Source organism: Roseibium sp., assembly GCF_965216085.1.
Taxonomy (GTDB): domain Bacteria; phylum Pseudomonadota; class Alphaproteobacteria; order Rhizobiales; family Stappiaceae; genus Roseibium.
The window spans coordinates 4,003,830-4,024,496 of sequence record NZ_OZ244138.1; the positions used below are offsets into that span (position 1 = coordinate 4,003,830).

Below are 20,667 nucleotides of genomic sequence, written 5' to 3' on the forward strand. Positions count from 1 at the left end.
TGAGAGCTCCTGACGCATCGCAGATGTTTCTGGTGTTTTATCCCTATTGTGAGACACCAGTTTCGATCTGCTTCTGCTTCTTCTGTTCTTCCAAAGTATTGGGCGCCTGTCCCATCGACGGGTCGTAAACGACGCTGCAGTTCCGCCCATTTGTCTTAGCCTGATAGAGCGCAAGGTCAGCCCGGCGCAGTGCAGTCGACAAAGTACGGTCAGTCATCAGGATTGGGCTAATCCCAAAGCTGGCGGAATAGTGCAGGTTGTGACGGGATACACACCGTTCCTTAAATGCGAGCCGAAGCTTTTCCGCGACTTCGAAAGCGTCAGCCTCGATGGTTTCCGGCAACAGTAACGCAAATTCCTCACCGCCAATCCGGCCAAACAAATCGTAATTCCGAAGGTGTTTCATGGTGACTTGGGCACAATCTCTTAAGACCTGGTCGCCAATCGAGTGGCCATAGGTGTCGTTGACTGATTTGAAGAGATCGAGATCGAACATGATTATGCAGGCATCATCGTCATTGCGCGTCGCACGATTAAGCTCTTCGTTGCCACGCTGCAGGAAAACGCGCCTGTTAGGTGCGCCGGTCAGGGTATCTGTGGAGGCCAGCCGTTCTGCTTCCCGTTTGGCACATTCCAGTTCGGCAGTCCGTTCCCGAACCTTGACGTCCAATGTGTCCCGCGCCTCCTCCAGGCGCTGAACATGAAGTCGAACTTGTTCCCGGCTGGCATGCAGCATGAGCAGCAGCACACCGATCACACCAATCATGAGCTGCGCGTTGATCAAGGCGGTGTTGAGTTCGACTTCTCGAAGCGGCCCGTATCCAAGGGCTGTTGGAACAATAATCCCGGCAGCCAGATAAAAAATGACTATAGAGACATAAAGCCCGCTCAACCTGAGCGCGGCCCACAACAACAATGTTACGGTTGCCACCAACTCAAAACTCAAGACCAAGCCAGCTATCCCTCCCCAGAACGCTGCGAACCCAGCTATGCTAACAAGCGCGAAATTGGCAATCGCCTCGAAAGTGGGAAAACCACCTCCCTTGAATTTTTCCTTGCGCAGGATTGCAATTGCCAGAGGAGCGATTGTCAGCACGCCCAGCGCATCGCCGGTAAACCAGGTCGCAAAAACATACCCATAGCTGGCCACTGGTATGATGCCGGCGAACACCAATCCGGAGGCCCCGAACAATGCACTCGCAGCAGATCCGCCAGCAACACCGATAGCCAGAAACGCCGATGCTGCCGAAACGCTCTGAAACAATCTGAAAGGTCGAAAATGCTTGTGCAGGAGAGCCGCCGCGCCGACAGAGGCTAGAGCATCGCCGATGCCATTTGGTATGCCGGCTAACAGGGATTGCATCATGCTAAGTGCGGAGCCGGGGTCGAAATAAGCCCAGACATTACCCAAGTAAGCACCTAGAAAAACACCCGGCCAAATACCCGGTCCTCGAACAAGGGCCCAGGCAAGCATCAGGCCGGAGGGGATCCATACCGGAGTGACATTTCCCGGCGGGATGGCGAGGGTTTGGCCAAGTCTGGCGGTCAGGATGTAAACCACCGCCACCAGGGCGACTTCAACAACTCTTGTCCTGAGGATCGGCAATCATATATCTCCTTGAGGACCTCACCCCAGGGGTCAAACACCAATTAGTTCCCTTCTCTAAATCAGTATTTGCAATTCATGCCCGCTTCGCATCTGTGGCATTACTTAGAAATGCACCTATAGGTTTATTATTACTAAATATAAAGTAACCTACGGATGCATTCACAATTACGCACCCACCATTTAAGCAATCCGCCTCGTCAATCCTGACAAGGCGGCTGCAATGAAGTTAGCTATTTCGCGAATCTCAAGGACAGGCAGGACAGCCCGCCGTCAACCTTGCGTGCCTCATGGGTCGGCAAGACGACGGTTTTGAAACCGGCTGCTTCGATCGCCGCAAGAGTTTTTGGATAGCCCTCCGGGACAAGAACGACGTCGTTCACCCGGATGACATTGGCCGCGTAATCTTCGCCGTCCGGAACGACGACAATTCTCCGGTCACCGAAGAACCCGCTCTTGGCCATCACCTCGGTTGCCAGAATGACACCTTCACCAAGTGTCGAACACGCTGTCTTGAAGTGAAGCACACCCTCAGGGGTCTCGCAGACTTCGGCGTTGTAACCCCACTCGCCCAGAAGCTCGGCAAACGCATCAGCGCCTTCGCGGCTTGTCCGGGCAGACAGACCAATCAGGATGACATCATCCAGCATCAAGATATCGCCGCCGTCGACATAACCGGACCCCGGTAGTTCCACGACTTTTTCGAACCGCGTATCGAGCGCTGTACGGATTTCCGTGCCCTCACCTTCCCGGCTGGCAGTGCCCGGGCGAAGCTGGATGGCGCCTTCCGGCAGACAGAACGCCGGATCTTCGACAAAGCAGCTGTCTGGATAGCTTTCCAGCTGCGGCAGAACGTCAACGGTCAGTCCAGCCTCTTGTAACGCCTTGACGTAAAGCTCATGTTCAGCACGGAATGCCGCGCCACTGGGATCACCGGTATCGACCGCACGGATACCGTTGGCCACGCTGTCGGCAGGCTTGCGGGTGATGGCATGAGTGAAACGATAAGACAGTCCAGCACGTGCCGGCATTTTTGGAACTCCAATGAAAACCACAAGCGATAAACCAGCCATTCGCCGCGCTATTTTGCAAGATGCAAATGCTATCAAACAGTGTATTGACCGTGCCTATGCACCGGTAAAAGAGCGCTTGATCGATCTTCCAGATGTTTCCGCAGGGGTAGAAAAGGAGATTTCTGAGAAGCTCGTGTTTGTTGCTGAGAACAACAACTTCGTCGCTGGGTGCTTGATACTCGCGCTTCAGGGGACCCATGCACACCTGGTCAATATCGCGGTTGACCCTGAGTATCACGGGCGCGGGATTGCGCGCCTGCTGATCCATACCGCCGAAGACTATGCCCGCCGAGATGGAGCAAGCGAACTTCGGCTCGCAACCCATTCCGGCATGCCGGAAAATGTTGCCCTTTATACGCATCTGGGCTGGTCGGAAACCGAGCGCACCGGCAACAAAGTTCTGATGACCAAGCGGCTTAAAGGCACGACCTCATAACTGAGCACATGCCTAGCTTGCTGGAAGGGCCGTTTTCAGAGAATTCAAGAACTCCGCGCGCGGTCGGATATGTCCTGCTTCTGTGCCCCTGCGGGTGAGGACAGATGGATTTACCAAAGTATCCAAGAGCTTTGCTTCCTCCTCATCAAGGTCCAGCATCGCTTCCAGAACAGTCGCCATCATGACTTCTGCGGCCCGCGTCGCACCGTCATCGCATTTCAGGGCAACGCCAAACCCGAGCTCAGGCACAGAGGCACAGAAAACACCTTCTGCGCCTGTTTTGACGAAAACCCGGCCGTGGAAGCCCTCCATGACTTTGGTACAAAACCGGTCGGCTCCGGCAACCATGTAAGGCTCGTTGATACAGGCGTCGAAGATCCGCTGAGCCGCGTCCTGGCGCAAGGGTTCCAACCCCTCTCCGGTTCCAAAGGCAGCGAATGCGCGGGCAAAGCCGACAAGGGGAGATGCATAAGTTGGAATCGAACAGCCATCTGTTCCGCAAACATCTTCCGACACGATGTCACCGGTCAATTGTTCGATGACACTCCTGACTTCAAGCTGCACCGGGTGGCTCGGCTTAATGTAGCCCTTGGTCTCGACCCCCATCACTCTGGCAAGCCCCAGAAAGCCGGCGTGTTTGCCTGAACAATTGTTGTGAAGCCCACAGGGCGTTTCGTCGTCCAGAATTAGCTTGGCAGCATCTTCCATCCGCTTCGGCCATTGCGGGCCGCATTCCAGATCATCTTCCGTTAGGCCCGCCTTCATCAGCATCACCCGCGCCGAATTGGCATGCACCTCTTCACCGTTGTGCGATGAACAGGCAAGCGACAACTCGGCATCGGTCAAATCGAGCGCGTCCGCTGCCCCGGATTCCACCATTGGAATTGCCTGCAATCCCTTGATCGCGGACCGCGGAAACACTCGGGCGTCGACATCGCCAATGCTGCAGACCAATTTGCCGGAAGCATCAACAATCGCAACGGTCCCGCGGTGCAGGCTTTCGGTCAGTTGGCCGCGGGTCACATCCACCAAAGCAGGATTGGTCATGAGGCTCTCATCTCGCTCATTCGGAACTGAATTGAAAACTTAAGCGGATTCGGCCCGGGCCGCAGTTAAAAAGCGGTCCAGACGCTCGAGCGCTTCATCAATCACCACATCCTGTTTGCAGAAGCAGAAGCGGATGAAACCAGTCGGCGCATCAGAACCATAGAACGCAGAGACGGGAACCGCGGCCACACCGGCGTGTTTGACCAAGGTTTCGCAGGCCTCAACATCGCTCACCCCAAGCCCAAGTCCGGAAAATCCGCAGGTGAGGAAATAGGTCGCCGCACAAGGCAGAACGTCAAAGCCTAGCGCCTGAAGCCCTTTGGCCATCCGGTCCCGCTTGTTGCTCAAATCGCCCGCCAGCCCGTCATAGTAGCTGTCATCCTTGGCAATGCCATAAGCGACCGCCTTTTGCAGGTTGGGCGGCGTTGTGAACGTGGTCCACTGATGCGCCTTCGCAATCGGGTCCAAAAGCGCGGCCGGGCCGGTGATATATCCAACTTTCCAGCCTGTCAGCGAAAACGTCTTGCCGGCCGAACCGATGCGGACCGTCCGTTCGCGCATGCCGTCGAAGGTCATCAGTGGTCTGTGTTTGCGGCCATCAAAAACCAAATGCTCATAGACTTCGTCACAAATGGCATAGGCATCATACTGCCGGCAAAGATCCGCAATGCGCCCAAGTTCAGCATCCGAAAACACCTTTGCCGTTGGGTTCATCGGATTGTTGATGAGAACGGCTTTGGTCTTATTCGAAAATGCTGCGGTGAGTGCATCATCGTCGAGGTGCCAATGCGGCGGGGTCACCCGAACCCGCACGGGAACACCGCCTGCCCGTTCCACCAGAGGCAAATAACAGTCATAAAGGGGCTCGATCAGGACAACCTCGTCGCCCGGAGAGACGAGAGACATGATGCAATCTGAAAGGGCTTCAGTTGCACCGGAGGTCACCAAAACTTCGGACTGAGGATCGATTTTAAGACCATAAAACCGGTCATTGGCATCGGCCACCGCTTGACGCAGCTCGGGAAGACCGAGCATCGGCGGATACTGGTTGGGTCCGTCAATCAGCGCTTGTGCCGCAATTTCCCGGATGTCCTCCGGGCCGTCAACATCCGGAAACCCTTGCCCCAGATTGATGGCGCCATGCGCCATTGCCAAGCGCGACATGGTTTCAAAAACAGTCGTCTGGATGCCGGTGAAAACCGGATTTGTCGGCTTCATGCTGTCTCCCATTTTTGTAGGTTTTACTTCGGGATCCAATCACCGTCGAGGTGTTTTTAAGCCGTCATCGCTACAGTTCGCGACCGCAAGTCAAATCACTCGGTCTATAGCGGCTATTATTCGGAAGGGTTACCTTTCCAGATAGACTTCGGCGTTTGCACCACCATAAATAATTTCGGCCAATGCTCGTTCCAATCGCGGCACCAAAGCGGCGTGCCGTCGATTCAGGTAGTGGTAGAAGTCGATCAAGCGCAAATGGTTATCGCCCTTATAGACAGGTCCGTGAGCGGCGGTCTTAAGCAAGCGGTCGCCGGGATTTTCAGCCGCTATCGCAATATCCAAACGTTGCCTTTGCAACATATTAAACAAGACTTCGGGTGTCTCAACAGTCGTTACATTCGGCAGGTCCGCAGTCATTTCTTCTGCAAACTTGGCGCCAGCGACATAACCAACCCGGACGTCCTTCATCTCGCCCAGTGTCAGACTGGTCATCTCCTCATCACTGGCGTAGGCGTATATCGGCAAGGAAATAACAGGAACATTCACGCGGATGATTTCCGTAAAATGGTCTCCGATCTGCTTAATACGCAGCAATTCACCGTCTGCAGCGCCGTTTTCAACCTCCTGGATCGATCGGTGAGGTGTCAGGTAAACAACTGAAAAACTAATGCCGAGCACGCTGTAAGCTCTCTGCAACAATTCAAGAGCCTGTGTGTTGTGGCGCATCCCGTCGACTGCTGTAAATCGCAGTTGCATTTCCGCAGCCGCCGTTCCGCCGAAACAAACCAGATAAATCAGGATTAGAGTAGAAAATTTCCGGATCATCACATCAAACTCTTTTCCGTCAATTGAATAGCAAATCAAAGGCTTTGTCTGGCACGCCTTAATAACACAGCCTCATCAACCACAATCCAGGATAAAGTAACCTTACGTAATTACTCGCTCTCTTTCCAGAAACCATTTTGCCGTGCCCGGTACATTTTTCACTTCGGCAATTCGCGGCCGAAACATATGGTGATTACCCAGAGCGCCTAGAGTAAAACTGCATTGCAACGCATTGCGCTCGTTTCAAAACGGCGCAAAGCTCTGGTTTTTCTTGGACTTTCGTTTAACATCGCTCCAAAGAGCGCCTTTTGGCACGGTTCATTTTTGTATTTAGCACTGCATTGGTTCAGCGTTTCGGGGGAGTTAAGGGATCATGCTTGGCGTCATCATAGGCCTTTTGATTATCCTGATTGGTGCCAGCGCCTTGTTGCGCCGGGGCAGCCCCGCATCAGGCGGCTCACGCCTTTCCCGGATTTTGGGCAGCAAAGTCATGGGCATTGTGCTGATCTTGATCGGCACCTTCATGCTGGCGTCGTCCTCCTTTGTTTTTGTTGACGCTGATCGCGTTGGCCACTTGAAGCGGATTTACGCATTCAAGGAACTGCCGGAAGGCCGGATTCTTGCACTGGAAGGCGAAAAGGGCCCGCAAGCTCAGATCCTCGGTCCCGGCTTTCATTTTATTCCCTTGGTGCGGGTACTCTACGACTTCGAAGAATGGGACGTGGTCACCATTCCGGAAGGCTATTATGGCCAACTGACCGCCCTTGACGGCAACGCCATGCCCTCAGGCATGTTTATGGCACCGGCCATTTCGGATGCCGAAGTTGGCGACATGCTCAAGGCCGAAAGTTTTCTGACCAAAGGCGGCCTGCGCGGTCCACAGGAAACAGTCCTGAAACCGGGACAGTACCGCCTGAATCGCTACTTGTTCGATCTTCGGCTTGATGAAAACACAAACGCTACAATCATTCCGGCAGGCCATGTCGGTGTGGTCAAATCCAATGTCAGCCAGCCAGGCATCAATTGTGTTGAGGAAGAAGTCTCAGCGTCAACGGCCTCTCGCGAAGCCCTGACCGTTCCGTTGGTGCCGCGCGGCTGTGTTGGCATCTGGAAAGAGCCATTGTTCCCGGGCGCCTACTATCTCAACCGGCAAGCCTATGAAGTGACACTGGTTGATACCCGGGTGCAGACTTGGGAATACAAGGGCGGCTATACCAAACGGATCATCGATCTCTCCGTAGATCAGCAGGGCAATATCCAGCAGAACGAGCGCTCTGTCCAAGAACAAATCCCGAGCGATGCGGCCGACCGGGCTGTTTATGTCAAAGTTGAAGGCTGGGACATTCCCCTCGAACTGCGTGCACTGGTCCAGGTGGATCCGTCCAATGCTCCGGTCGTGGTCGGCTCGGTCGGTGGTCTCGGTGAAATTGAAAACCGTATCCTGACCCCGGCAATCCGCTCGATCGTGCGCAACGTCGCCGGTGCCTCAATTCGTGTACCGGACAAAAACGCGGACGGCACCCTGGTGGAACCACCAAGCTACACCGTGCGCCCGACACGCGTCTTGGATTTGATCGAAAACCGGGATGCTTTAGAGCAAACCATCGAGCAGCAGATCAAGGTTGAGGGCAACAAGGCCGGCGTCAACATCCGGGAAATCCGTCTTGGCGAGCCAGCCATCCCACCGGAACTCCTGGTGTCCCGGTTGCGGGTCCAGCTCGCGGATCAATTGTCGACCGCCTATGAGCGCGAAACGGACGCCCAGCAAAAACGAATTGAGACCGAGCAGGCCCGCTCTACGGCCGATGAACAACCGCGCCTGGTTGAAGCCCAAATCGCGGTACAAGTGGCCACACAGCGCGAACAGGAACGGGCCGCGCTTGGCCGTGCCGAACGGCAATATCTGGAAGAATTGGCCCGCGGCCAGCGCGCTCAGGTCGACGTGCTTGGCCAGGACCGGGTTGCGTTGCTACAGGCGCTGGAAAAGCTGCTAACCTCTCTTGAACGCAAACCGGAGCTGGTCGGGCTTGTCGGCAAACTGGTTCCCAACACCGTTGTCAGCAGCGATGGCGCGGGGCTGGCCGGCGCCGCCGCCCTTCTTGGCTCAAGCCTGGCGAACACAACGGCGAAACCGACCGAACAAACCAGCCGGTAAATTGTCGTTTCTAGTTTATGAACTGAAAACGCCAATTTCGCTGATCTGGAAACATATTGCCAGGTCGGTTTGCTAGGTCTCAAACTCGCCCCGTGCCACAACCCAGCTACCGGCTGCCACGCTAAAACTCTACAAAAACGATCTGAGCTCAACTAGACTTACACGCAAAAATTGCAATTCTATAAATATCCTCACAACAAAACACACCTCAATCAGATCATTTTCTTATTTCTATTCAATAATTAAGCAATAACAACTGCCCAAACTTGGCAGTTGTTAAAATAAAAAGTATAATATTAACATAATAAATACAGCCATCTACACAACCTTTCGTAGATCGCCACCAAAAACAAATAATAAAATTGATTGGCCCCACACATGGACCGCCAACTCAGCCCTGTATTTTCTACAGGTTACTATTTATTACTTTAGGAGGATATTATGGCCAAGAAAACCATCAAGCAGAAGTCCATTAAAGTCCCGGTCAAAGGGCAGAAGATAGCCATTCCGAAAAGCCTGATGCTGGAGGACGGCGATACAGTAATAATCACGATCGAAGATGATGGCGATGATCCGCGCGATACCGACGACGGCATGCCATATGGCGAGGAAATAGACACGCTTTTGGAAAAGCGACTCGTTTCTGTTGGCATCAATGATTACCGGGACAACCGGATTAGTGATTTGACCGGGTGTGTACCGGATGCAACGAACTTTTCACGGAAACTAAACAGTGATTTCGGGTTCAGCTTCGATCGCGATCACTTTCGGTTCTTAACCGATGATGCGGCAACAAAGGCGAACATTATCAGTCAGTTGTCCTGGCTTGTGGCTGAAACCGGTCCTCATGACGTTGGTGTGTTCTATTATTCGGGGCACGGTTCCCAAGTTCCAGATCAAAATCCACCGAACGACGATGAACCCGACCGGCTTGATGAAGTGATTGTCCCGCATGACACAAACACCAGAGCCAGCAATCCAATCTCAACCGTTATTCGCGATGACGAAATCGCCGCTATCCTGGCAAACATCAATCCCGAAGCCCATTTTGTTGTGGTCTTTGACAGCTGCAATTCCGGTACGGGAACCCGCCAAGTTCCGCTGCAGCCAGACGATGGCCGAGCCCGCGTGGCGGAGGTCAGCAAACATGCCACAAATTTGAAGGGGCTGTTTGCCAATGCGGCCAATTCAGGACTTCGTGGCGCACACGCCTTTTCCGGTCCCAATCACCTGCTTTTGGCAGCAGCCCATTCTTCGCAGCTTTCCTGGGAGTTTGGCGGGCAAGGCGCTTTCACAAGTTCCCTGAACCAGAACATGCGTCCAGGTAGAACGTACAAAGAAGTCATGGATGCTGTCGCGCCTGCTGTAGACCGGCGTGTCATGCGGGCAAAAAGCGTTCATCAGACGCCTCAACTTGAAGGTTCCCCGCAAAACAATCCGCTCTTTGCCATCGTAATCTAAGTCACTCATTGAAGCCTGCTGCAGAGGCTATTTGGTCTTCTGCAGCAGTTCTTCTGCCAAGCAACAAGGGCCTCTCCTGTAGCGCCTAATTCGCAGCCACATCCCGATGATCTGCAACAATGCGGTCCAGAACCCCACTTGCAATCGTTTGGATGTCACCATTACGCCGCATATCAGCCAAGACAGCTGCGATCTTGGGCACAAGATGGCTGTTCTTTTCATGAAGATAATGAAACATTGGCTCCACCTTAAACGGCGGCCCCAGTGGTACGACATTGGTCAGGCCGAGTTTGGACATCGCCAACACTCCATCTATGTCATCGCTGACCACCGCGTCTAGCTTTCCGGATGCCAGCAATTGAAACAGTTCCGTTTCGCTTTGCCCCACCCAGAGGTCTTCAAACCCGTCCGTAAACTGAATGGCTTGGACAACACCATCAAGATAACCAACATGCAGCTTAGACAAATCGCTTTCCGCGATCCGGTCCCTGTCTTCTTCGCGGACAAAAACGATGCCTTTCAGTTCCATGTTTGGAACCGGGACCTGTTTCAAAGCCGGATAAAGGTTTTTCACAGCGCCGATGCGTACGAGCTCCCCACCAACATGCCCAGCGGAAGAAAGGGCAAGAGCCCGTTTACCAGACGTGAAATAGACCTCAACCGGGATTCCAATCTTCTCATATGCCGTGGTCATGATCTTGCTGGCAATTTCGGTTAGGGCGGACCCTTCAATTGTCGAGAGTACAAGACGCTCTTCTGCCGCAAACGCCGCGGTCGCTATTGAGAGCCAAGCGATCAGACACGCTGTATAAATACGAGATAGCATTCACCTACGGCTTTCACTTGGGCCTCTGCCGTTACTTCGCAGCCACGTTCCGGTATTCGGCAATCATACCTGCCATCTCAGCTTCTGTGATAGCGTCAATTTCACCACTGTTGCGCATCTGCATGAGGACCTTTGCGACCTTCGGAACCAAGTGGCTGTTTTTCTCATGGATGTAGTGAAACATAGGTTCAACTTGGAATGGCGCCCCGAGCGGCACAATGTCTGCGAGACCCAATTTGGCAATGGTTAGCGGGCCATCAAACCGGTCACTGACAACGGCATCAAGTTTACCAGATGATAACAACTGGAACAGTTCATCTACGGATTGGGCTTGCCAAACATTCTCAAAACCAATCGTGAACTTTTGGGCTTGAACGACGCCTTCCAGATAGCCGATGCGCAACTTGGCGAGATTGCTGTCGGATAACCTTTCTTTGTCTCCTCGGCGAACATAGACAAACCCTTTTGCTTCCAGGTTCGGTACCGGCACTTGTTGTAGAGCCGGAAAACGTTCCTTGACCACGCCAATGCGCACGAGCTCGCCATCCACATGCCCGCCCGAAGAAACAACAAGCGCCCTGTTCCCTGATGTGAAATAGATCTCTATTGGAATTCCCAACTGATCGTAGGCCTTGCCCATAACGGCGCCGGCAATTTCAGCCAAGGGCGACCCTTCGATCGTTGAAAAAACGAGCTTTTTCTCTTCAGCCACAACTAAAGAGGCTAGATTAAGCCAGATCATCAGAAAAGCTGTACAGAAACGTATCGACATTTTCCTTTCCAGCGAAATGGCAAGTCCATGTCATATTAATAATATTCAAAATAATGCAGATGTAAACGCCAGCAGATACCATACTCTTTTAAATACTGCCTCTTCTTCCCATCGTATTCTTTACAAGTAACCATCACCGATCTGGCGATATCCAACACTCTGCATGGCAGACCAGCGGTCAGAGCCTTGCTGCGGCGCAATAAATCCAGTAAAAGACCGCCAGCTTGATTTAGGTCAAATTGCCGGTGCTCGAATCGCGTGCCGAGACCTTCTGAACCACACTCTAAATATGTTGGAGCTTGCCTTGACCGCACGCGCCGGGGCCGTTGCGCCTGTTCAATCGACGAAACTGGATGCATCGCGCATCAAAACCGAACTTTTGGCCGGGCTGACGGTTGCTCTTGCGCTTGTACCGGAAGCCGTTGCTTTTGCTTTTGTGGCCGGGGTCAACCCTCTGGTTGGGCTTTATGCGGCCTTTTTTGTCGGCTTGATCACGGCCTGTATCGGCGGCCGTCCGGGGATGATTTCGGGGGCAACCGGTGCGCTTGCCGTTGTGATGGTGTCCCTGGTCGCGCAGCATGGTGTGGAATATCTCTTCGCTACCGTGGTTCTGATGGGTCTCATCCAGATCGCCGTTGGCCTTTTGAAATGGGGCAAATTCATCCGCATGGTGCCCCATCCGGTGATGCTCGGTTTCGTCAACGGCCTTGCGATTGTTATCTTCCTGGCTCAGCTCGGCCAGTTCAAGGTTCCCGATGGTGCTGGCGGACTAGAATGGATGACCGGCTTGCCGCTTTATCTTATGCTCGGCCTGATCACCCTGACGATGGCAGTCATCTGGATTTTGCCGCGCTTCACCACAGCGTTTCCTGCGCCCTTGGCGGGCATTCTCGTTGTTACCGGTTTGGTCCTTGGGTTCGACCTCGACACCCGCTCGGTCGGCGACCTTGCATCCATCGCCGGGGGATTGCCGCAGTTCCACATTCCGATGGTCGAACTCAATCTGGACACCCTTCAGATCATCCTGCCTTATGCCATCATTCTTGCCGCAATCGGCCTGATTGAATCTCTCCTGACCCTGAACCTTGTGGCCGACATGACGAACACCAAGGGCGGCGCGTCCAAGGAGTGTTTTGCTCAGGGAACGGCCAATGTGGTGACCGGTTTCTTTGGCGGTATGGGCGGCTGCGCCATGATCGGCCAATCGATGATCAACGTGAAATCCGGCGCACGCACGCGGATTTCCGGCATTGCAGCTGCACTGTTCTTATTGTCCTTCATCGTTGTTGCTTCGCCTTTGATCGAACAGATCCCGGTCGCAGCCCTTGTCGGCGTGATGTTCATGGTCGTCATCGGCACCTTTGCCTGGGCCAGCTTGAAGATCATGCACAAGATCCCGCTGACCGATGCGCTCGTCATGATCGTGGTCACCGGCGTGACCGTTTATGCGGACCTCGCGGTTGCCGTTGTTGTTGGTGTGATTATTTCCGCCCTCGCCTATGCCTGGAATGCGGCCAGCCGGATCAACGCAAAAATTGGCAAGAGCAAAGAAGGCTGGAAGGTCTACCGTTTGGAAGGCCCCTTGTTCTTCGGCTCTACCACAGGCTTCGTCGACTTGTTCGACCTGCAGAACGATCCGGACGATGTCGTCGTCGACTTCCTCGACAGCCGCGTGGTGGATCATTCTGGCTTGGAAGCCATCGACGCACTTGCTTCCAAATATGAAGCTGCCGGCAAACGCCTGCACCTGCGCCACCTATCTCCGGACTGTCAGAAACTTCTTCATAAAGCCGGCAATCTTGTCGAAGTGTCCGTCCTCGAGGATCCGGACTACGAGGTTGCTGTCGATTACGGCCATACGTTCGACGCACCCGAGAAAGCGGGCTAAAGCCCTTCTGGGCAAGCAGTCAGGCACCGAAACAGCTCAAGCAAAAGCCCGCAAGGTCATTGACCTTGCGGGCTTTCTTGATTCTAACTCAACGAAAGAGCAGCTGCACTCACACTACTTGAAACAGAAAGTCGTCTCTCCCCTGTGTCCAAGCCAACAAAATTCCGGATCACCCCAGCACTGACAACGGTCTTGGGAGTGTTCGTACTTCTTACCGCTGGCGCAGTCTTTCTCGTCCAGGCCGTTGTATCCCGGGAAGTGGTTCGAGAGCTGGGTGGACAACTGATTGACGCCGGCATGGATGGTCTAGAGGCCGCCGTTGCAGAACAGCTTTACTCCATTCGCAAAACTGCATCTTACACTGCCCGCGCGCTGGATACAGAAGCGGTGACCCTGGATGATCCTGCGGGCCTGGAAAGCTATCTCTTCGGGGCTCTGGCGCCGCTTGATCAAGTCTCGTTCGCGTTGATAGTCGACGCCACCGGCAACGGCATTCGAGTTGATCGCGGCGGCGGCGACGGCTCTCTGCTTTCAGAAGAAGTCTCACTAGACTTGGATGAACCGCTGGTCTCACCAGTTTTTGATCGGGCTAAAAACACCTTTTCGCCCTTCTGGAGCGATCCGATGTTTATCCCGCGGCGCGACAATACCTATCTGCTTTACGTTAAGCCGCTGCATAAGGCGGGCACCTATCTGGGCACCATCATACTTGGAATGTCGCTACATCGTATGTCGGAGATCACACGCCACCTGTCTGATGACGACATTACAGTCTTCTTGATGCAGGTCGGCACCACAGAAATCATTGCGCACCCCGATCTAAGCCACCATTTCGCCGATCTGCACCCAGAAAACATCCTGGTCGATGTCGATGACGTTCCTGATCTCTTTCTCGCAGGCTTTACGAAACTCAAAAAAGTGGGAAATCGTGCCTTTGATCTCAATCCCAGGGACGCACTCTATTCAGGATATGATGAAACGGGCGAAAAACGGTTTCTGGTTCTCGAAGACAGAAACCGAAGCTTTCGAGGTCTTCCTGTCCGCGTCGGTGTTCACTTCCGCGCAGAATATCTTGAGCACTCGGTCAATGAGTTGACAGGAGCTGCTGCGACAGGTCTTGGGCTGCTCGGGTTATCGTTGTTGGGTGCTGGCCTGTTGGCACGGCGGATTTCCGTTCCTGTCAAACGGGCCTCCATCGCTGCAAATGAGGTTGCCGGACTCAATCTCGGTGATGTTCAGGACCTGCCCCCAAGTTCAATCCGCGAGCTTGACGATCTTGCCCGCGGTTTCAACGCGATGGTCTCGGGTCTCAAAGCCTTCAACCGGTATGTTCCAACAAGTCTCGTGAAACGCCTCATTCAGGAAGGACGGACCGAAACTCCGCCGCAAGAACGTGAAGTTGCTGTGCTTTTTACGGACATTGTGGGTTTCACGTCCTTGTCCGAGGGTTTGACGGCGACCGAAACGGCGGACTTCATCAACCATCATTTGTCGCTGCTTGGGACCGAAATCACCAAAGAAAACGGCACCATCGACAAATATATCGGTGATGCGGTCATGGCATTCTGGGGGGCTCCGGAAACCCTGGACAATCCGGCAGCGTCCGCCGCCAGGGCAGCGCTTGGTATCGCCAAGGTCCTTAAATACGATAACAATCAACGAATTTCCCGCGGTGAAGCTCCGGTTCGCATCCGGATTGGCATCCACCTAGGTCCCCTTGTTGTCGGCGATATCGGTGCACCTGAACGGGTCAACTACACCGTGATTGGCGACACAGTGAATATTGCTGCGCGCCTCGAAAGTCTTGGCCGGGACATCGACCCTGATGCAGATATCATTATTACCGTTTCCAAGGAGGTAGCCGATCGTCTGCCGGAGTCCATGTTGGTCGATCAGATCGGCAACCAAAAGGTCAAAGGCCGGGACAACCCGGTCGAAGTCGTGCGTTTGTGGAGCGAAAACCAGACGTGTTGAAGATTGCTTGGCAGTGCATCCAGACACTTCACACTCACAAACGCAACTTAAAGGACCCCTATCCCAAAAAGCATACCTAGACTTTACATCAATGCCTGTTACTTTTCTCCGTATTGACCTTAGGCAATGGCCATCGCCATAGTTTAAGTCTCTTTCCGGCTGGGAGGGAATCGTGTCAGCGACATCGCAGCAGGTGTTATTCGGAATATACGGTCTTGCATTTTTTACCTTCGGCCTGGTTATGGCCGTTAGGACTGTGGGTCACAAGGGCTCAATGCTGGTCAACCGGATGCGACTGCTTGCAGTGTTTGGTTTGTTACACGGGGTATTTGAGTGGCTGGTGATGTACGGCGTTAGCGCGACGTATCCCAAGTCGATTATCACTCTGGCAGTGTTTTCGTTCCTCCCTTTGATATTGTTCGCCTTTTGGGAATCTAAAGGCCTTGCAGTCATAGGGAGTATTCTCTGTGCCGTTTTGGCCGCATTTTGGCTGTTTGCGGCAAGCCTGTTTGATTCACCCGCAATTCTAGAATTCATCGGAAGGTATTGTTTCGGTGTTCCAGCAGCTTTGGCCGCCGGCACCACTTTTCTTGCCGATAAATCTTTCCGCCACCGAAATGGCCCCCCGTCTGGCGCGCTGATACTCGCCGGCGGCTGTTTTCTTGTTTACGGCGCCTCTCAACTCGTCTCATCTCCCGTCGGTGTCATTGGATTGCCGCTCATAGAAACGGATACCTTTATGGCCTTTACTGGGGTCCCGGTTTTCGCGATCCGGACCATCATCGCCGTTCTTCTGTCGTTGGCCGGGGTGATGTTGATGAGTGAATTCGAAACCATCAACCAGCGAAACCTTGAAAGCGAACTGGAAAACGCAAAGACAGTCGCAGAAAACCGGAATGAGGCACTGCTAGAAGCATTGGCCCGCAATGAACACCTGGCAACTCATGATCACCTCACAGGACTTGCCAACCGGCGCGGTGTTGAGCGATTTCTGGAAACCGCCCACGAAGATGGGATTTACGAAAATGGCATCGCGGTGCTCCACATAGATCTCGATGACTTCAAACAAATCAACGATACTTTAGGGCACGCTTCCGGTGACAGTTTTTTGCGCCACATCGCCGATACACTAAAGGCTAATACCCGGCCCGATGATTTCGTCGGGCGGATTGGTGGCGATGAATTCCTTGTCATAGGCCGGCTAGACCGGAAAGACACCGACATTCGGGAACTCGGTCAAGAACTCATCAAGATACTGCGGGAACCGTTGATGATTGAGGGCCGCCCGTGCCGTTGCAATGTAAGTATTGGTATCGCTTTTGAGCGCAACCCCGATTTTGACGTCGACCATATGCTGCTGCACGCCGACACGGCCCTCTATCGCTCCAAACGGAACGGCAAAAACCGGATTGAATTTTTCTCCAAGGAAATCCAGAACCAAATTATCAAAAAGAAACAACTCGCTGATGAGATTTTCGTTGGGCTGGAGGAATCTACCTTCTTTCCTGTCTACCAGCTGCAGTTTTGCGCTAAGTCCCTCAATGTCGCCGGTGTGGAAGCCTTGGCCCGCTGGCAACATCCGATCTATGGCATTGTTTCACCAGCTCATTTTTTGAAGCTAGCGGAAGAAATCCATGTAATTGCACAAATTGACCATCAAATCCTGCTCAAGGCACACCATGACTTTGCGTCCTGGATCGACGACGGTGTGTCGATTCCTAGGCTTGCCGTCAACATTTCGGCCAACAGATTGCGCAACAACTCTTTAATCGACGCCATTTCGGATCTCTGCGGTCACTCGGAGCGCTTGTCCTTCGAACTGCTGGAATCGATCTTTTTGGACGACCCGGACGAGCGGATTTCGAACAACATCCGTAGATTGCGGGAGATGGGAATTGAAATCGAGGTAGATGACTTTGGCACCGGCCACGCCTCTATCATAGCCCTTATGAAACTATCGCCGACCCGGCTCAAAATTGACCAGGCACTGGTCGGGCCGATCACCCAATCAAAGTCTCAGCGAAGCCTTGTAAAATCAATCATCGACATTGGCACGGCACAGGGAATTTCGGTCACGGCCGAAGGCGTGGAAACGATGGAACACGCAAAGATCCTGACCGACCTTGGCTGTGATGTATTGCAAGGTTTTGCCCTTGCCCGGCCAATGCCTGCCGACGATCTTCTAGCATTTCTATCCGCGGGCTCCTGGCGTGACAGGGCACAGCAGTCCGCTTAGGTTCGACGCCACTCTTGACGCCAAAGGCCCTCAATTTTAAACACAGCCTCCACCGCCTCACCACTTCTATTTGAAGATTTTACGCAATACCCAAATGCCCACTTACCAGTCTTATGTTCTTTGCACATCGCCGAGGAGCGGCAGTACGCTCTGCTGCAGATTGCTGAAAGCCTCCGGTGCCGCCGGTGATCCCCAGTCCTATTTTCACAAACCATCTGTCAGTTCATGGCAGGCAGAACTCGGAGTGGTGCCGGATCCTTCCCATTCAGACCGGGAAGCCCTGAAGGCTGTTTTTGCAACCGCCCGCCAAAAGGGCACGGCGAATACCGGACTTTTTGGCCTTCGCCTTCAACGGCACAGTTTTGAGTATTTCTTCAAGAAACTCGCTGACTTTCATCCTCAACTGCCAAGTGATCGCGCGCGGTTTGAAGCGGAATTCGGAACCACGCTGTTCATACATCTAACCCGGCAGGACAAGATCCAGCAGGCAGTATCCTATGTGAAAGCTCAACAAACGGGGTTGTGGCATCAAGCCCCTGACGGAACTGAGTTGGAACGGCTCTCTGCACCACAAGATCCGGTCTATGATCCCGAAGCACTTCGCAGTACCTACGATCAATTCCTGAAATATGATCAGGACTGGAGCGACTGGTTCGCCAAAGAGAAGATCACTCCATACCGTGTGACTTACGATCAGCTGTCTGCCGATCCTCAAGGGACATTGCGGGAGATTTTAAGGGCACTTGGCAAAGACCCGGTCGCCGGGGAAGGGGGTGATCCTGGGATAGCAAAACTGGCTGACGCGACAAACCGCGATTGGGCAAACCGGCTGCATAGACAACTTGGGTTAGTGTAGGCCACGGGGACCTATTGGAAACAAGCTATTGCGTCTGACTTGACGCAATAAATGACGCTCTATTTACTCTAAATTGCGCCTCATCTTACTCACAACTCCCACCAATGTTTCGGGAGCAAGACAAAGGCGAATTGGGAGGAACATTATGAACGTCAGACCTGACCCGACTTTTTATCCATCACCCAAGATTGCTATGGAGGCGCCAGCCGAAACCCTGGCCTTCACCTTGATGCTCAGTCCCGACTTCTCACAGCCGGATGGCCTTGCTGTGGTCGATGTGGATCCAAAGTCAGAGACATACGGACAAATCCTTCATACCGTGATGATGCCCAATACGGGTGATGAGTTTCATCATTTTGGCTGGAACGCGTGTTCCTCAGCCCTGTCGCCGCTGTCCGGACATGCGTTTTTAGAACGCCGTTATCTGATCGTTCCCGGCATCCGCTCGAGCCGCATTTATATTATTGACGTGAAAGAGCCGCTTAAGGCCAAGATCCATAAAATCATTGAACCAGAAGAGGTCTTTGAAAAGACTGGGTATTCCCGCCCGCATACCATTCACTGCGGCCCGGAAGGCATTTACGTCTCGACCCTCGGCGGCGGCGGTGAAGACGGGACGGACGGCCCTCCTGGCATCTTTATCATGGACTGTGAGACGTTTGAGATCATCGGCCGCTATGAGATCGAACGCGGCGTCCAGTCAAAACACTATGACTTCTGGTGGAACCTGCCGCGCGACTACATGGTGTCGTCCGAATGGGCCCTGCCGCCGCAATTTGAAAATGGCATCGTTGCCGAAGACCTGTTGAGCAACAAATATGGCCACAAGATCCACTTCTGGGATCTGCGGGCCCGCACCAACATTCAGACCATAGATCTGGGTGAAAACTATCAAATGGCGCTGGAAATCCGCCCCGCTCATGATCCGGTCAAACAGCATGGTTTTGTCGGTGTGGTCGTCGATACCACAAACCTGGAAGGTGCGATCTTCACCTGGTGGCGCAATCCCGATGGTACGTTTGACGCCAAAAAAACCATCACCATTCCCCCGCAACCGGCAGATCCAGAGGACCTGCCGCCACTTCTCGCCGGCTTTGGTGCGGTACCAGCTCTGGTCACAGACATTGATCTGAGCCTGGACGACCGTTTTCTTTACGTCGCCTGCTGGGGCCAGGGCGAAATGCACCAGTATGATGTATCCGATCCGATGAACCCGAAGCTCTCCGGCAAGGTTGAGATCGGCGGTATCGTCACGAAGACCAAGCACCCGAATGGCAAAGATTTTGGCTATGGCCCGCAAATGGTTGAGATCAGCCGGGACGGCAAGCGGGTCTATTGGACGAACTCGCTTTATTCCACCTGGGACGACCAGTTCTATCCGGGCGAGCGCGGTGCTGCGATGGTGATGGCGCGTGCCGGCGAAAATGGCGGGCTGGAGCTGGAACAGGATTTCTGGGTGGAATTTCCAGACGGCTACCGCAGCCATCAGATCCGCCTTGAGGGCGGCGACTGCTCCACTGACAGCTTCTGCTATCCGTCCGCACCGGCTTGATGGACGCGCTTCCGGCAACGGCGGGCCTTTGGCTCGCCGTTGTTGTTTCCGGCATATATCACGGCCTCAATCCCGGCATGGGCTGGCCGCTGGCAGTGTCCGCCGCATTGTTCGAGCAACGCGGCGCGGCGCTTGCTCGAGCTCTAAGCGCTCTTGGTATTGGCCACTTTGTTGCCATGCTCGGCGTGCTTCTTCCCTTCGCTCTGATGTTTGTACTTGTGGATTATCAGCGCGAAATCCGCATCGGAGCATCCATTTTGGTCATCGCCATGGGGCTCTACCTTGTTTTCCAGAAACGGCATCCGCGGTTTTTATCCCGTGTCAAACCCACGCGGCTGGTCTTGTGGTCTTTTCTAATAGCGCTGGCCCATGGCGCTGGCCTGATGCTCGTGCCGATTTATCTTGGGCTGTGCGGCCCAGGTCAGGCAGGTGCTGGATATGAAACTGGATCTGTCCTCATCAATCAGAATATTGGCACAGCGCTCGGTGTTGCTGTGCTCCATACGGTCGCAATGATCGTCTCTGGCGGCGGACTTGCTTATGCGGCCTACCGCATTCTCGGTTTGAAATTCGTTTCCCAAAGCTGGTTCAACCTGGACTTAGTGTGGGCTGGAAGCCTCATTCTGGTTGGTGGAATCGGGCTTTGGACAGCGCTTTAACAAGTCCGCAGCCGTAGATAGGTTCGGAAATGTCTGTATTACTTCTACTGGTAAGGATCCACCTTCCCTGCCCGGCCGTCCTG

At 53.7% G+C, this 20,667-nt stretch carries 16 protein-coding genes; 9 read left to right on the plus strand and 7 right to left on the minus strand.

Going from position 1 to position 20,667, the window contains the following annotated elements:
- Positions 1-43: 43 nt before the first annotated feature.
- Positions 44-1,606, minus strand: coding sequence for a diguanylate cyclase (locus tag ACOOFE_RS18840; RefSeq protein WP_420411478.1), 1,563 nt, complete (start codon positions 1,604-1,606; stop codon positions 44-46).
- Positions 1,607-1,839: 233 nt separating this feature from the next.
- The gene (locus tag ACOOFE_RS18845; protein ID WP_420411479.1) at positions 1,840-2,637 is read right to left on the minus strand and encodes a dimethylarginine dimethylaminohydrolase family protein; all 798 of its coding nucleotides are present in this window, start codon (positions 2,635-2,637) and stop codon (positions 1,840-1,842) included.
- Between the two features lie 13 nt (positions 2,638-2,650).
- Between ACOOFE_RS18845 and ACOOFE_RS18850 the strand changes: the two genes are divergently transcribed.
- Positions 2,651-3,115, plus strand: coding sequence for a GNAT family N-acetyltransferase (locus ACOOFE_RS18850; RefSeq protein WP_420411480.1), 465 nt, complete (start codon positions 2,651-2,653; stop codon positions 3,113-3,115).
- 12 nt (positions 3,116-3,127) lie between these two features.
- Here ACOOFE_RS18850 and ACOOFE_RS18855 read toward each other — a convergent pair whose 3' ends face one another.
- The 3 genes from ACOOFE_RS18855 to ACOOFE_RS18865 all read right to left on the minus strand — a co-directional run bounded on the left by ACOOFE_RS18855 (position 3,128) and on the right by ACOOFE_RS18865 (position 6,205).
- The gene (locus ACOOFE_RS18855) at positions 3,128-4,162 is read right to left on the minus strand and encodes an asparaginase (RefSeq protein WP_420411481.1); all 1,035 of its coding nucleotides are present in this window, start codon (positions 4,160-4,162) and stop codon (positions 3,128-3,130) included.
- 39 nt (positions 4,163-4,201) lie between these two features.
- Entirely contained in the window at positions 4,202-5,380 is a 1,179-nt protein-coding gene (locus tag ACOOFE_RS18860) for an aminotransferase (RefSeq protein ID WP_420411482.1), read from the minus strand.
- A 129-nt stretch (positions 5,381-5,509) separates the two neighbouring features.
- Positions 5,510-6,205, minus strand: coding sequence for a hypothetical protein (locus ACOOFE_RS18865; protein ID WP_420411483.1), 696 nt, complete (start codon positions 6,203-6,205; stop codon positions 5,510-5,512).
- 373 nt (positions 6,206-6,578) lie between these two features.
- Between ACOOFE_RS18865 and ACOOFE_RS18870 the strand changes: the two genes are divergently transcribed.
- Both ACOOFE_RS18870 and ACOOFE_RS18875 read left to right on the plus strand, forming a co-directional pair.
- Entirely contained in the window at positions 6,579-8,360 is a 1,782-nt protein-coding gene (locus ACOOFE_RS18870) for an SPFH domain-containing protein (RefSeq protein WP_420411484.1), read from the plus strand.
- Between the two features lie 441 nt (positions 8,361-8,801).
- Positions 8,802-9,821, plus strand: a complete 1,020-nt coding sequence (locus tag ACOOFE_RS18875) for a caspase family protein (RefSeq protein ID WP_420411485.1) — start codon at positions 8,802-8,804, stop codon at positions 9,819-9,821.
- A gap of 85 nt (positions 9,822-9,906) precedes the next feature.
- On the opposite strand, the gene ACOOFE_RS18880 is transcribed toward ACOOFE_RS18875, so the two are convergent.
- Entirely contained in the window at positions 9,907-10,647 is a 741-nt protein-coding gene (locus ACOOFE_RS18880; protein WP_420411486.1) for a substrate-binding periplasmic protein, read from the minus strand.
- A gap of 31 nt (positions 10,648-10,678) precedes the next feature.
- Positions 10,679-11,419, minus strand: a complete 741-nt coding sequence (locus ACOOFE_RS18885; RefSeq protein ID WP_420411487.1) for a substrate-binding periplasmic protein — start codon at positions 11,417-11,419, stop codon at positions 10,679-10,681.
- Positions 11,420-11,708: 289 nt separating this feature from the next.
- Here ACOOFE_RS18885 and ACOOFE_RS18890 point away from each other — a divergent pair, with 289 nt between their 5' ends.
- The 6 genes from ACOOFE_RS18890 (at position 11,709) to ACOOFE_RS18915 (ending at position 20,584) form a co-directional block, all read left to right on the plus strand.
- Positions 11,709-13,307: a SulP family inorganic anion transporter gene (locus ACOOFE_RS18890; protein ID WP_420411488.1), complete on the plus strand. Its 1,599-nt coding sequence runs from the start codon at positions 11,709-11,711 to the stop codon at positions 13,305-13,307.
- Positions 13,308-13,451: 144 nt separating this feature from the next.
- A complete protein-coding gene (locus ACOOFE_RS18895) occupies positions 13,452-15,281 on the plus strand; it encodes an adenylate/guanylate cyclase domain-containing protein (protein ID WP_420411489.1) in 1,830 nt (609 codons plus the stop codon).
- Between the two features lie 172 nt (positions 15,282-15,453).
- A complete protein-coding gene (locus ACOOFE_RS18900; RefSeq protein WP_420411490.1) occupies positions 15,454-17,517 on the plus strand; it encodes an EAL domain-containing protein in 2,064 nt (687 codons plus the stop codon).
- Between the two features lie 94 nt (positions 17,518-17,611).
- Positions 17,612-18,373 (plus strand): Stf0 family sulfotransferase, encoded by a 762-nt coding sequence (locus ACOOFE_RS18905; RefSeq protein ID WP_420411491.1) that lies wholly within the window; start codon positions 17,612-17,614, stop codon positions 18,371-18,373.
- A 145-nt stretch (positions 18,374-18,518) separates the two neighbouring features.
- Complete coding sequence (locus ACOOFE_RS18910; RefSeq protein ID WP_420411492.1) at positions 18,519-19,925, plus strand: selenium-binding protein SBP56-related protein; 1,407 nt, start codon at positions 18,519-18,521, stop codon at positions 19,923-19,925.
- Positions 19,925-20,584 (plus strand): hypothetical protein, encoded by a 660-nt coding sequence (locus tag ACOOFE_RS18915; RefSeq protein WP_420411493.1) that lies wholly within the window; start codon positions 19,925-19,927, stop codon positions 20,582-20,584. Before ACOOFE_RS18910 ends, ACOOFE_RS18915 begins: the two co-directional genes overlap by 1 nt.
- Positions 20,585-20,667: the final 83 nt, after the last annotated feature.

Excerpts from the sequence above, each read along its gene's own strand:
- ACOOFE_RS18845 (WP_420411479.1), bottom strand. The coding sequence starts at position 2,637 with ATGCCGGCACGTGCTGGACTGTCTTATCGTTTCACTCATGCCATCACC.
- ACOOFE_RS18850 (WP_420411480.1), top strand. The coding sequence starts at position 2,651 with ATGAAAACCACAAGCGATAAACCAGCCATTCGCCGCGCTATTTTGCAA.
- ACOOFE_RS18855 (WP_420411481.1), bottom strand. The coding sequence starts at position 4,162 with ATGACCAATCCTGCTTTGGTGGATGTGACCCGCGGCCAACTGACCGAA.
- ACOOFE_RS18860 (WP_420411482.1), bottom strand. The coding sequence starts at position 5,380 with ATGAAGCCGACAAATCCGGTTTTCACCGGCATCCAGACGACTGTTTTT.
- ACOOFE_RS18865 (WP_420411483.1), bottom strand. The coding sequence starts at position 6,205 with ATGATCCGGAAATTTTCTACTCTAATCCTGATTTATCTGGTTTGTTTC.
- ACOOFE_RS18870 (WP_420411484.1), top strand. The coding sequence starts at position 6,579 with ATGCTTGGCGTCATCATAGGCCTTTTGATTATCCTGATTGGTGCCAGC.
- ACOOFE_RS18875 (WP_420411485.1), top strand. The coding sequence starts at position 8,802 with ATGGCCAAGAAAACCATCAAGCAGAAGTCCATTAAAGTCCCGGTCAAA.
- ACOOFE_RS18880 (WP_420411486.1), bottom strand. The coding sequence starts at position 10,647 with ATGCTATCTCGTATTTATACAGCGTGTCTGATCGCTTGGCTCTCAATA.
- ACOOFE_RS18885 (WP_420411487.1), bottom strand. The coding sequence starts at position 11,419 with ATGTCGATACGTTTCTGTACAGCTTTTCTGATGATCTGGCTTAATCTA.
- ACOOFE_RS18890 (WP_420411488.1), top strand. The coding sequence starts at position 11,709 with ATGTTGGAGCTTGCCTTGACCGCACGCGCCGGGGCCGTTGCGCCTGTT.
- ACOOFE_RS18905 (WP_420411491.1), top strand. The coding sequence starts at position 17,612 with ATGCCCACTTACCAGTCTTATGTTCTTTGCACATCGCCGAGGAGCGGC.
- ACOOFE_RS18910 (WP_420411492.1), top strand. The coding sequence starts at position 18,519 with ATGAACGTCAGACCTGACCCGACTTTTTATCCATCACCCAAGATTGCT.
- ACOOFE_RS18915 (WP_420411493.1), top strand. The coding sequence starts at position 19,925 with ATGGACGCGCTTCCGGCAACGGCGGGCCTTTGGCTCGCCGTTGTTGTT.